We start from the raw sequence: 13878 nt of genomic DNA, 5'->3' as shown, positions 1-13878 counted from the left end.
AATGAAAGTACATCAATTTCAGCCTGACCTTCCACCTCCAGCAAATACTGTTGGTCTGGTTGGTTGGCTCAGAAAGAACCTATTTAACGGTCCGGTGAACTCGGTTGTTACCGTGATTCTCACTGTCCTGTCAGCAATGTTGCTTTGGGAAGTGGTTAACTGGGCATTCCTAAACGCTGACTGGGTTGGCACAACTCGTGACGCATGTAGCCGTGAAGGTGCTTGTTGGGTATTTATCGCCGTGCGCTGGGATCAGTTCATGTATGGCTTCTACCCTGAAGCGGAACTTTGGCGTCCACAATTGTTTTATGTAACGCTGGCGATCTTTACTGTATTGCTTGCTTACGAGAAAACGCCTAAGCGTCTGTGGATCTGGCTATTCTTCGTTAACGTTTACCCATTTTTCATTGCAGCTCTGCTGTACGGTGGTGTATTCGGTCTGGAAGTCGTTGAAACGCACAAATGGGGCGGCCTGCTTGTTACACTGATTATCGCGCTTGTCGGTATCGTTGTATCACTGCCAATTGGTGTAGCTTTGGCACTAGGACGCCGTTCAGAGATGCCAATCATCCGCAGTATCTGTACTGTCTACATTGAAGTTTGGCGTGGCGTTCCACTTATCACTGTTCTGTTTATGGCATCGGTTATGCTGCCACTGTTCCTTTCTGAAGGGTCAGAAACAGATAAACTTATCCGTGCTCTTATCGGTGTGGTTATGTTTAGTGCCGCTTACATGGCAGAAGTGGTTCGTGGTGGCCTTCAGGCGATTCCTAAAGGACAATACGAAGCGGCTGATGCGCTTGGTCTAAGTTACTGGAAAAAAATGGGATTGATTATTCTTCCGCAAGCGTTGAAGATTACTATTCCGTCAATTGTGAACACCTTTATTGGTCTGTTCAAAGATACCAGTCTGGTACTAATCATCGGTATGTTTGACGTACTGGGTATCGGACAAGCTGCAAACACTGACCCTGAGTGGTTAGGCTTTGCAACAGAAAGTTATGTATTTGTCGCGTTAGTGTTCTGGGTATTTTGTTTCGGCATGTCGAGATATTCGATCTGGCTAGAAAACAAACTTCATACCGGTCACAAACGATAATTAGAGCTCAAGGACGTATTATGACGCAACAACAAGATTACATGATCCAACTAAAGGATATGAACAAGTGGTACGGTGAATTCCACGTACTAAAGAACATCAACCTGAACGTTAAGAAAGGCGAAAAAATCGTAATCTGTGGCCCTTCTGGCTCAGGTAAATCGACCATGATTCGTTGCATCAACCGTTTGGAAGAGCACCAGAAAGGTCATATTTTCGTTTCAGGTACTGAGCTAACTGAAGATCTGAAAAATATCGAAGCGGTTCGCCGTGAAGTGGGTATGTGTTTCCAGCACTTTAACCTCTTCCCTCACCTTACAGTGCTTGAGAACTGTACGCTGGCACCAATTTGGGTTAAGAAAATGCCTAAAGAAGAAGCTGAAGCGATTGCAATGAAATACCTTGAGCGCGTTAAGATTCCAGATCAGGCTGATAAATACCCTGGTCAGTTATCTGGTGGTCAGCAGCAGCGTGTAGCTATCGCTCGCTCTCTTTGTATGAGCCCGCAAGTTATGCTGTTTGATGAACCAACGTCAGCACTTGACCCAGAGATGGTACGTGAGGTACTTGACGTAATGGTTGAACTGGCAGAAGAAGGTATGACCATGTTGTGTGTAACGCACGAAATGGGCTTTGCTAAAGAGGTGGCAGACCGCGTTATCTTTATGGATGCCGGTGAGATTATCGAAGAGAACAACCCGGTTGAATTCTTTGAAAATCCTCAGTCAGACCGTACTCAGAACTTCCTTGCGCAAATATTGCACCACTAATCAGATGTACTGCCAAAGGGGTGACTTCGGTCGCCCCTTTTTAGTTGTTATATTGTGTTACATCTTTCAAAATACATAAGTTTTTATTTCTATTATTATTTTGTCTACTACTAAGTGAATTGGGGCTTGATCTTTTTACCATTCAACCTCATAAATGTAGATATAAACATAAAACCTTACGAGGAAGATTATGAACAGTCCTATGTTTACCCGCACTTCATCTCAAGAAAGTGCACTGCAAACAAACAAAGTATTGCGTAATACTTACGCTCTACTCTCTATGACACTGCTATGGTCAGCAGTGGTCGCTGGTGTTTCAATGGCGATGAACCTTCCTCGTCCGGGCATCATTATTATGCTTGTTGGCTTCTACGGTCTACTTTTCCTAACTGAAAAGAACCGCAACAACAGCATGGGTCTAGTGTTTACCTTCCTATTCACTGGTTTCCTGGGTTACACACTTGGTCCAATTCTTAACGCTTACATTGGCGCTGGTATGGGTGATGTCATCCTGACTGCACTTGGCGGTACAGCTCTGTCGTTTATGGCGGCTTCTGCTTACGCACTAACAACTAAGCGTGACCTGTCTATGATGGGTGGCCTGATGCTATCGCTATTTGTAGTACTGGTTGTAGGTATGATTGCGAGCTTCTTTATCCAGTCAACGATTCTACACCTGGCACTAAGCAGCCTGTTCATCGTGTTCTCTACTATGGCGATCCTGATGACGACTCAAGGCATCATCCGTGGCGGTGAGACAAACTACATTTCAGCGACGATTACGCTTTACGTTTCAATCTACAACATCTTCATCAGCCTGCTAAGCATCCTTGGCATCATGAACGACGATTAAGATTAACGTTTAATCAAACACCAAAAAGCCCGAAAGATTATCTTTCGGGCTTTTTCTTTCTTGCCATATTGTCCAATCGCGGTATGCTGCGCTACCCTATTGAATATCAAACTATTTAGGATCGTTAAGATGTTTGAATATAACGGCAAACAAATCGAAACTGACGCTCAAGGCTACCTACTAGACCATACTCAGTGGGAGGAAGGTATGATCGCTATTCTGGCCGAGGAAGAAGGCATTGAGTTAACTGAAGCGCATCTGGAAGTGGTTCATTTTGTGCGTGAGTTCTACGAAGAGTTCAACACCTCTCCAGCCGTTCGCATGTTAGTGAAAGCAATGGAGAAAGCTCACGGCCCGGAGAAAGGCAACAGCAAGTACCTGTTCAAACTATTCAAACAGGGTCCGGCAAAACAAGCGACAAAGCTTGCAGGTTTACCAAAACCAGCCAAGTGTTTGTAACACGACCCGTTATTCAGATCCTGTTGCTTTGGCTATAGGATCTGAAAGCCTTTATAGGGTTTGTAGGCAATAGTTTCACGCACCACGTTATCAACGACCGATGTTTTAGGCCCCTGTGCCAACCAGTCTGCCATCAACTCAATTGCTGCCTCTGAACCACACACAACGACTTCAACATCACCGTTGGCCAGATTCTTTGCATATCCGACTAAGCCAAGTTTCTGTCCTTGATATGAAGTGTGATAACGAAACCCCACTCCTTGTACTACACCGGAAACTATAAATTTTTCACTACAATCCTGCATCATTTCTAGCCCTTTTATTCGTTGCCTGTGACTGACAACACTAGTGGTTCATAACAGCTGAATCCGACTATTGTTGCTCATTCAATATATTTCCATGCTAGACCGCTTCCATTGTTCTGTCGCGGACTTAGCTATCATTATTGCAGCCATTTTAAATTCGACTGTAACGAGTATTTTCTCACCCCAAGCTATACTCACAACACTAACTGACCGCTGCTGTTTAGTTTAACAGCAGTTGCTGATGCAAAGTTAACCACCGCTGTTGAAAGGGCGCATATTTGTCACAGTTATCTATGCCGCCGTACGTTATATGTGTATATTTCACTATAAAATGTAGCAATGTTTGCATGTTCTCAATATTAGGATTTTCGCAATGAAAGAAATACCGTTTCGCTGGATTGATAAATATCTTATTCACCTCAAGATTCAGGAAAAATTCTACTTACTGTTTGCACTGCCCCTACTCGCTGTCGTCATTTTAACGCTAGTGCTCAACAGTGCAGCCAACACCATGCTTGGTCATCTTTATCAGGATGAGCTGCATTTGATGCGTAACTTGATCGAAGCGGGCAACTTGTCGCAAGCACAAGTAGCGAGCATTGTGGCGAGTTCAGACACCATCTCTATCGGCGGTGGTCTAGGCTCAGTTTCAGTGAATAACGGTGCTTTCAGCCTGGTCGCATCTCACCAGCAAAACCTTTGGTCAGCTATGTCGACCACTGAAATTGCCATTATTTTAGTTACACTGTCACTAATTGCACTTGGTGTGTACTACATCATGACCTTCATTGGTGGCGCGATGTTCACGATGAACAAAGCCCTAAATACCCTCGCAAGTGGCGACCTGACCAGCCGCATGAACTTCTTCAAAGTCCGTGATGAGTTCAGTGAAATCGCCATCACTATCGATAAAGTGGCTGAACGTGAGCAGAACATGGTGATTTCTATTCAGGAGTCAGTCGCTCTGATGCAACAGATCAGCTCTGACCTCAATTTGTCTAATCAGCAAAGCGCTGAGGTCTCTGGTACTCAGCAAGAGCACCTGAACTCACTGGCAAGTGCGACTGAGCAGATGGCATCTACGATTCGCGAAGTGGCGACATTAGCACACGATTCGAGCACTCAGACTGAAGATGCACGTAGCGTTGCAACTCAAGGACAAGCGAAAGTTGGTCATACTCTGAACTCTATCTCGCAGCTATCGAAAGAGATTCAGTCAGCATCTGAAGCGGTTGCCGAACTTGACGCTAACGCAGCACAAATCGATGAAGTGGTCACCACCATCAACGGTATTTCTGAGCAGACTAACCTACTCGCACTCAACGCCGCTATCGAAGCTGCTCGTGCTGGTGAACAAGGCCGTGGCTTTGCGGTGGTAGCCGATGAAGTTCGTGCCTTAGCTGGTCGCACCCAGCAAGCGACGGTTGAGATTCAGAGCATGATTGAAGCTCTGCAACGTAACAGCCAGTCACTGACTCAATTAATGGAGACAACCGTCGTTAACGCGTCTGAAGGACAGCAATTGATGTCAGAGGTCGATGTAGAGATTGGCTCACTGGCTGAGAAGAACCAATCTATCTCAGACAGTAGCGTTCAGATAGCAACGGCCGCTGAAGAGCAAGGCGTGGTTGCCGACAACATTGCCGCTAGCGTGGAAGAGATTCGCGTACAGGCTGACAACGTCCACAACATGATTAACACTACTAACAGCAACATCGCCCAGTTAAGAAGTCAGAGTGACCAGATGGAATCACTGCTGACGGGCCTTAAAGCCTAACCTTAAGAGCCGCTTTTAAGCGGCTCTTTTATTTGCTTTTCCCTACCAGTTCCTTGAAAATACCCCACCTTGAAAAACAAACAATTGAGTAAACCAATGACTCCAGCTATCTATCTGGTCAAAGGCCGTGATAAGTCTCTTCGCCGTAAGCACCCTTGGGTGTTCTCTCGTGGTATCCATCGAGTTGAGGGCGAACCGAAATTAGGTGAAACGGTTGATGTATTCACTCACGATGGAAAGTGGCTGGCGAAAGCGGCCTACTCACCTAATTCTCAGATCCGTGCGCGTGTATGGAGCTTTGAGAAACAGGATATCAATCTGGATTTCTTTGTTAAACGCATTCAGGATGCACAGCTACTGCGTGAAGACATCATCGAGCGTGACGGCCTGACAGGCTACCGTTTGATCGCTGCTGAATCCGATGGTTTGCCTGGCATCACAATCGATAAGTTTCAGAACTATCTGGTATGTCAGTTACTTAGTGCTGGCGCAGAATTCCACAAACAAACGCTCGTTGACGCCCTTCTGAAGGTGTTCCCTGACTGTAACATCTACGAACGCTCTGATGTTGCGGTACGTAAGAAAGAAGGTCTAGAGCAGACTACAGGCGTACTACACGGTGAAGAACCACCACGTTCGGTTGTGATTGAAGAGAACGGTGTAAAGATCAGCGTGGATATTATCGAAGGCCACAAAACTGGCTTCTACCTCGATCAACGCGACAGTCGTCAACAATCGATGAAATACGTCAAAGATAAAGAAGTACTCAACTGTTTCTCTTACACTGGCGGTTTTGGCCTTTACGCCCTTAAAGGTGGTGCAAAGCGCGTGATCAATGCTGATGTCTCTCAGCCAGCTCTTGATACCGCGAAATACAATGCAGAACTTAACGAGTTTGATATCTCTAAGAAGCGCGCCGTGTTCCTTAACGCAGACGTATTTAAGCTGCTACGCGAGTATCGTGATCAGGGTACCAAGTTTGACGTCGTCATCATGGACCCGCCTAAGTTTGTTTCTAGTAAGAACAACCTCACTTCGGGCGCCAACGGCTATAAAGACATCAACATGCTGGCGATGCAAATCCTCAAGCCAGGCGGGACGCTACTGACCTACTCTTGCTCAGGCTTAATGAGCGGCGAGCTATTCCAGAAAGTGATCGCTGATGCCGCTGTAGATTCTGGTCGTCAGGTCAAGTTCGTTGAACGCTTTGAACAGGCGGCTGACCACCCTACTGACAGTGCTTACCCTGAAGGTTTCTACCTGAAAGGCTTTGCTTGTAAGGTGTTGTAGAAGCGAGAAGCGAGAAGCGAGAAGCGAGAAGCGAGAAGCGAGAAGCGAGAAGCGAGAAGCGAGAAGCGAGAAGCGAGAAAATTTTGAGGGTTGGCACTTGGTGTCAACCCTTTCTTTTACTGGTGCTGAATGATACACAGCCTAAGTAACGAGCATTAAAAAAGGGCCTTGCGGCCCTTTCTGTTTTAGTCATCTTTGATTATCAGGATGTTAGATAGTTCTGCAGTCAGTTGAGTTGTACTCCAACCTTCTAACTCAATGGTTACACTGTTACCACCTTTACTAACGACAATTTCTGCATGTGCATCGCTATCTGAGTTAGCTACAACAATATCATTACTTCCAATGATCTCATCGACTGTACGATCGTCGCCCTCAAACAACTCTGACAAGTCAATCTTATCACCTTCAGCTTTATCGAAGTCCTTGATAACGTCAGTTGAACCATCAAGGTCACCGTCTAGCCATGTGAAGATATCTGCACCGTCATCTCCGACAAGAATATCGTTGCCCTGACCACCGATGATGGTGTCATTACCAGAGCCACCACGTACCGCGTCATTACCAGTGCCACCGTCCAGAATGTCATGACCTGTACCGCCGAAGATAAGGTCTACGCCTTCCTCACCATACACAGTGTCATTTCCACCACCACTTTGGACGATATCTACACCTGCATCGGAATAACCTTCCAACTTATGATGGTAATCTTCATTTCCGTAGGTCATATCATCTGCAGTGGTCGTTGTGCTTCCGTTAATATCCGCATTAATAAACCTTTCGACCGCTTCATTCTGGTTGTCATAATCGATATTAACGTCCATACCAGGAACAATACTATCACCCATGTAAATAGTATCCGCACCAGCCCCCATACTGACGCTATCACCTCCAACTCCTACATCGATAGTTGCTCCGTCAAGCACATCGTAGCCTAGGTTGGTATTAGACTCAGTTTCCCAAGTGTGGGCAGCAGACTGATTCCAAAGCATATTGTTACCCGTCACTACTACGTGATCGATGCCGCTAGAGATTGAACCAACAACTGATGTAGCATTAATCGTTACCGTACCCTGAGATAGGCTATCTTGTGGTTTCGAGTCAATGGCAGAGTACTTAAACTCATCTTGAATACTGACTTCACCATTAACGTCAAACTCAATTCCAGAAACGTTAAAACCAGCACCTTGACCTGGGTTAGTCGGGTTAACAACCGCTAATCTAATTTCATCAAAGGTCGTTGAATCCGAGCTAACACTAACACTTGCCGTGTGAGCACTATGGTTAACATTTTGCAGTGTCAGCTCAATTGGGCCACCGACCAGTTGCCCGTTATCAAACAAGTATGCAACTAAGTCCGCCGTAGGTTCCTGATTGTTGCCGTGTCCATTACCTAACAAACCTTGCACGCTAGATAAGTGGATATCTGCAGACGAGATATTACCCGTATCTGACGCAAACGAAATGTACTCTCCAATCTGGGTCTCCTGACCGCTACCACTATCATGGCTTGTGTGAACGAATACACCTAGCTGATTAGAATTGTGATCATACTTGATGGTTGCGTTCCCATCGGTGAACTCTGAGCCATCAAACTTACCACCAGAAATGACAACGCCTTCTAAACTTAACTCTTCGACACCAGGGTGTTTCTTATGGTTATCGTTTCTCTCGTTTAGACCATTTTCCGTGGCAAAGCCCGATGTAGTAAAGTCAGCACTGTGCTCAATTGATCCGGCTTCGTTTGCAACATAAATAATTTTCGCGCTGTCTGAAACAATATCACCAACCTTCAGTGCATCACCAGGCTTACCGTGTTCATCAAGCTCGTAGAGGCTACCGTGCTCTGGCAACTCTTCAATTCGAACTGAAGTGTTCTTATCGTCGGTAGTACTTGCATCATCTTCTCTATCAGTTGCATGTGGCGCAAAGTTAACATTTGCGACATTAGTGTCCGAAGAAATAGTGAAGTCATTAGCGATTGGACGCTCATTAGTGTCAACTGGCCCTTGAGGTCGTTCAAGAACTGTAACATTAATTGTTGCTTCTGACGCGTTGGTCAGCTTACCTCCAAGATCACCATGCTCTACGTGAACATCATCATCTTTGTTAGTATCCGCCTCTGTCGACGTTGCGATGACCTTAATGTCAAATGTGTCAGGGTCTAATACCTTGACCTGAAGCTCTGCTAGATCCCAACCAGTTACGTCAATTCGACCAGCCTCAGTTACTGTATATGTGTGCTTACCATCAACTAATACTGAACCAACAGGAAGGCCTTCCAATTCTACTGTTAGAGTCTCAGAACCGTCTGTCGCATCCACCAACGAAGCACTAATCTCGCTCAGCTTGATAAATGAATCTTCGTAGCCATAGTTATCAACCGCAGTAAATTGAATATTGTCAATTATCGCTCCAGTCGAGTCAGCCTCATCTGCTTCTAGTACCAAGCGGTATTTACCTGAGTCTTCAACTGGTAATGTGAACGTTCCTTTTTGCCAACCATCACCAACTCGCTCAGCGATGAAGTCATAAAGTGTTACCTTACTGCTCTCAATTGGGTTACCTGACTCATCAAGCTTAAACAGCGATACCTCCATATCTGAATCCGAAGGATTAACATCATTTCTCGCGGCAATATCGAATTCAAAGTTATAGAAACGACCAGCAACAAGCTCCATGTCGGTATAAAGGACTTTGTCGCCCACTTCGCCTTCAATTTCCATTACTTGGTTAGTAGATGAGCCCGATAAGTATGTTCCTTCTGTCCCTACTTCAACATGTTGACCAGCGTTGGAGGTTTTCCACTCACCAATCGTACCTGCACCTGCGACCCCATTTATGGCAATACTACTATCCCAGCTTGGGTGATCATCGTTAGTAAGTATGACATCTTCAAAGTCTATTGCTGCAACTTTTTCAAAGCCACCAATAATCAAATTAGGTTTGTCTGCATCAGGGTGAACATCAACATAAATGCTGCCAGTTTCAACGATATTGTCACCATCTTTAGCAGTCACCGTAATCTCAAAGTTAACGTCACTATGCTCTGGTGCTTTCACTTTAACTGAATCAATATCATCAATACCAACGACAATAGTGCCACTGTTATCGACTGTAGATTCAACACCATCAACAACTACAGTTGCACCCTGTGGAATACCAGATAGTTCTATCGTATTTACAGATGTTACTGCGTCTGCCACGCCAATGTTTAGGTCAATGAAGCGATCTTCTAGCCCAGCCACATTGTTGAACGATAACTCATCAGCGCCAGTCACAGAGATTGATGCTGTAGCCGTTTCAGACTGATTGACCCCGTCTGATACAATTACGTCAACTAAGCGCGTTTCTTCATCAGGCGTATCGCTACTATTTACAAATCGAATAGACTTCAAAAACGCTTCGAACTCATCGGCAGAAACACTACCTGATGGATGAGTGATTACAAGTGCGATTGTAGTGCCAGTAACTGTTTTTTCGACATTGAAGCCACTATTCTCAGCCCAAGTTAAGTTATCTCCGTCTTTGGCATTGGTTAGCGTAACATTCATAGACTGGATAACGTCCTTGTCGTCAAAGACATCGGCGTCTATATCTGCAATCGCGGCTTCTCCGCCCTCAACGTACGAAGAGTCGAAGTCGATACCATCTGTATCAACTTTACTGACCTTAATAACAATGTCGTTAAAGTCATTGTCATCGTTGCCTTGGCCTTTTTGGTCATCAAAGCTCAAAACCAAATTGCCATCAGCATCTACTGTAGTAGAAATCTGATGATCTTCATCAGTCGACTTGTAAACAGGGATTCGAGATTTAACTTCACCATCTACAACTAGCTGACCCTGATTATTCAGTTCCAACTTATTGAGATCAGCACCAGCGATCTTGCTAAAGCCATTCGGAATTAGGAAGAACTCCAGGTTATCGATTGAAGATAACGGGGAATCTAACAACGTGCCCGGTTCTAAACTTGGGTCGTTGTTGTTAGAAATCAGTACATGAAGTTGCTGAGTATCACTCTCCTCGTCATAGATATAGTAACCAAAGACATTGCTGTAACCAGCGCCTTCACTCACATACTCAATGTCGTATAGAGCACCATTAAGGTCGACCATTGGCGCTTCATTATCAACGATGGTAGCGACACCTGTCACTGCATCTTGCTGATGAGTCGCGTTGCCTGAAATAGAGAACTTTTCATTGTTGTCTGAATGTGCATCTTGGTTAGTCGCTACTTGAACAGTGAACGACTCATGCCCCTCAGGAACGCTGACAACAAACTTGCCATTCACAACCTCAACTGTTTGACTCTGCTTATTCGCACCCTCGCCAAAGGTAACAACAACACTAGATGCATTAAAGTCACCCTCGGTTGGTTGACCGTCGACACTCACTGCAGAGCCATCATTTAGAGACATTTCGATTGTGGTTTTAAGTTCACTGCTATTTGAAAGCTCAACAACAAACGTTCCAGATTGACCTTCTTCAATTTCAATGTCTGAGATACGCTCTACTACAGGACGGTCATCATTGCCAACTTGCGGACCTTGAGGGCCATCTGGGTCCGAACCATCATCAAGAATTGTCGCTTCGGCTGAATCGGTACCATTCGATACATACTTAGACTCATCAGTAACAACCAGCTCAAAATCCTCTCCGCCTTCGAATACAGGATCGTCTTTTGTGGCAACTTCAACGAAGATCTCAGTCTCACCGTTAGGAATAGTAACAGTAGGTTTACCACCCTTAATTTCTACTTGAAGTTCAACACGCTTTGGCTCACCAGATTGCTGAGGTTCTAAATAATAGGCCGTAAACAACTCACCAATATCTTTAAAGTCAGCGTCTTCCGCGGAGGTCACATCTCCATCAAGTGAAATTGCCAACGAAACGTCGATATTTTCTGAAGAAGGATTCGACAGATTTACCGAGAACACCGCTTTGGATCCTTCAGCTACATCTGCAACACTTTCAACAGTTAGAGCCGTTGAATCAATATTTTCAATAATACCGGTATCAGAGACTCCACCAACATTTAAGCTGTAGCTTTCATCAAGCTCATGAACACCATCAACAAGGGTTGGGATAAGAACTGCAAAATCTTTAACGCCTACAGGAATAACCAACTTGCCACTTTGCTCGTCATAGGTAACACCGTTTGTAAAGCGAACCTTGCTTAGGTCTAGATCCTTCTCATTGCCAGAATCTTTCGCATCATCTGTATCTTTGCCGAACGTGACATCTAACTTAGTTTCAACAAGAGCACTAGAATCCAGAGTTACTTTGTATCCAAGCTCGTCACCTTCAACGACTGAGTCTGCTAGTAAGTCGACAGACGCAACATTAGAAGTGGTCGGCAGAGGGTTAACGATAACATTGACTGTTGCACTTGCGACTTCACCATTGTCATCAGTAATCTGGTATTTGAACGTTGTTTCGCCAACAAAGTCATCGCCGGTTAGATCGAAGTACACCACACCATCTTTGATGTACGCATTACCTTCAGTCTCACCATATACGTACGTAATACGTAGACTATCGCCATCTGAATCAACATCGTTGTTCAGAAGCTCTGACCCGTTAATACCAGCAAGCTGAGATGCAGGTATTTCTAGAATACCACCCTTGTTTACAGCGTATGCGCCTTCACTTGACGCTTTGAAGCCTGTCAGGAAGTAATCTGACGCATCGTTATCATGTGTTGGTCGGTTAGAGTACTCTGTTGCTTCAAATACAACCGTATCAAACGCAATTGGAGTACCATCTGGGCCAAGTGGAGTAATGTCGTAAGTACCTTTATTGCTTCCCTGTTCTGCGACAAACGTATCACCAGCAACAGCTACGCCGTTTAGGTACGCAACCCAGCGACCCTGCTCATGGTTATCAGTAAAGTCACCGTCATTACCTTCGTCCTTAAACAGGTTAGATACCGAGAAGGTAAACTGCGTTGCAGGGCTATCTAGGCTAATCTCAAACTTTTCAGACTGCTGCTCTTCACGATCGTACTCAATCTGAGCGCCTAATCCACCAACTTTGCCTGCTACACCAATCTTAATGCCATCATGTGCAAAGCCTTTATCTTGTCCATCAAAGCTGGCACTCAGCTCTGCACCTTCAGCTGACCATGGCGAATCATTGTCATCACTGAACTCGCCCAGTTTAACTTCAAAACCTTGAGGGTCATTGTTTGCTTGCAGATCACCGTTGTCTTCATCGATTGTAACAACCTTGGTTTCACTCATGTTACCGTCGCTATCGACAGCACGGTAATCAAAGCTATCCGTTGCCTCAGTCTCTAGATAACGAAGCTCCCAGTTACCATTGCCGATAGTACCGAGCTCAACACCCGTAATTAGTGCTCCGGCAGGAAGTTCAGCACCAGTAGCCGTTAGTGTGCCACCATCAATGTCACCACTTGTAGGGATAGTGATCTCGTGGAACAAGTTTGTATCGTTAGCTGTTGTCTTCTGGAAAGTGTATTCAACGCCTTCTGCAGGACCACCTTCATAGTGAATGACAATCTTGACTGAAGTTTCATCATTTGTATTCAGCTCATCGTAGAACCAACCACCTACACCGTCTAGGCCGATGGTAACGCTAGTTGCTGGACGTGAACCGAAATCAACCGAGATTGAATCATTTTCATCGATGCCTTTATCGTTGTTAACACCGATACCGTAGCCTACGTGACTCGCATTAGGGTCACCCATGTGCTGGTAGAGCTCGCCATTGGACGTAATTGTCACTTCATGACCATTTCCTAGTTCAACAACTCGCTTGTTTGAATCTGACGTCGCATCACCCCAGTTTAGGAACTCTTCGTTTGATGCTCCTGCTTCAGAAAGCTCTGCATCTTTAACCCCTAGAATAAAGCCTTCAGAGTCTGCATCTGGTTCGTAGTGAATAGAGTTAGCATCAAAGTGTTTCTCGTTTGAGCCACCAAGTAAGTGCTCTTCCTCTACAGGGAAGAACTCATCGCCCTCTTTGTAGAACAACTGGCCATGGTCTGGCAGTTCAACGATAACGACTTTCGGATCAACGCCTGCTGCATCATCTTCAGCATCAGATATATGGTCTGTTGAAGTGTCAGATGGATCTGTATTGATAGGCGTATCTGCTGTTTCGAAGATAACCTGAGTCTTACCTGTAGAGTCGACCGCTGCTGTGAAGTCTTCAGCTTTAGGTGGGTTGTCTTCGGTATCTTGAATCATCGCAGTTCCACTCTTCGAGTCATTCGCTTCAGCCTGAGCTTCCGTCGCACCCGTTAAGGTGAATGTCTCATCCCCCTCGTAAACCGGATTTTGATCATCGTCGATCGTTTG

Annotated in this window: 8 protein-coding genes; 6 read left to right on the top strand and 2 right to left on the bottom strand. The window is 45.2% G+C overall.

What is annotated here, in order from left to right; translation table 11 throughout:
• Position 1 precedes the first annotated feature (1 nt).
• The 4 genes from RH46_RS07775 to RH46_RS07760 all read left to right on the top strand — a co-directional run bounded on the left by RH46_RS07775 (position 2) and on the right by RH46_RS07760 (position 3181).
• Positions 2 to 1099: an amino acid ABC transporter permease gene (locus RH46_RS07775; RefSeq protein WP_006878860.1), complete on the top strand. Its 1098-nt coding sequence runs from the start codon at positions 2 to 4 to the stop codon at positions 1097 to 1099.
• 20 nt (positions 1100 to 1119) lie between these two features.
• Entirely contained in the window at positions 1120 to 1869 is a 750-nt protein-coding gene (locus RH46_RS07770; protein WP_006878859.1) for an amino acid ABC transporter ATP-binding protein, read from the top strand.
• 190 nt (positions 1870 to 2059) lie between these two features.
• Positions 2060 to 2722 (top strand): Bax inhibitor-1/YccA family protein, encoded by a 663-nt coding sequence (locus RH46_RS07765; RefSeq protein ID WP_006878858.1) that lies wholly within the window; start codon positions 2060 to 2062, stop codon positions 2720 to 2722.
• A 129-nt stretch (positions 2723 to 2851) separates the two neighbouring features.
• Positions 2852 to 3181, top strand: a complete 330-nt coding sequence (locus tag RH46_RS07760; protein ID WP_006878857.1) for a TusE/DsrC/DsvC family sulfur relay protein — start codon at positions 2852 to 2854, stop codon at positions 3179 to 3181.
• Between the two features lie 32 nt (positions 3182 to 3213).
• Here RH46_RS07760 and yccX read toward each other — a convergent pair whose 3' ends face one another.
• Complete coding sequence (gene yccX / locus RH46_RS07755) at positions 3214 to 3489, bottom strand: acylphosphatase (RefSeq protein WP_006878856.1); 276 nt, start codon at positions 3487 to 3489, stop codon at positions 3214 to 3216.
• 370 nt (positions 3490 to 3859) lie between these two features.
• Between yccX and RH46_RS07750 the strand changes: the two genes are divergently transcribed.
• Both RH46_RS07750 and RH46_RS07745 read left to right on the top strand, forming a co-directional pair.
• Positions 3860 to 5263 carry a methyl-accepting chemotaxis protein gene (locus RH46_RS07750; protein WP_006878855.1) on the top strand — a complete coding sequence of 468 codons (1404 nt, stop codon included), beginning with the start codon at positions 3860 to 3862 and terminating at the stop codon, positions 5261 to 5263.
• Positions 5264 to 5359: 96 nt separating this feature from the next.
• The gene (locus tag RH46_RS07745) at positions 5360 to 6553 is read left to right on the top strand and encodes a class I SAM-dependent methyltransferase (RefSeq protein ID WP_006878854.1); all 1194 of its coding nucleotides are present in this window, start codon (positions 5360 to 5362) and stop codon (positions 6551 to 6553) included.
• Between the two features lie 185 nt (positions 6554 to 6738).
• Here RH46_RS07745 and RH46_RS21610 read toward each other — a convergent pair.
• A partial coding sequence (locus tag RH46_RS21610; protein WP_006878853.1) for an Ig-like domain-containing protein occupies positions 6739 to 13878 on the bottom strand: 7140 nt, incomplete at its 5' end.

Origin of the sequence: Vibrio brasiliensis LMG 20546, from assembly GCF_000189255.1 — a bacterium.
Classification (GTDB): domain Bacteria; phylum Pseudomonadota; class Gammaproteobacteria; order Enterobacterales; family Vibrionaceae; genus Vibrio; species Vibrio brasiliensis.
This window is presented reverse-complemented; position numbering and strand designations above follow the sequence as displayed.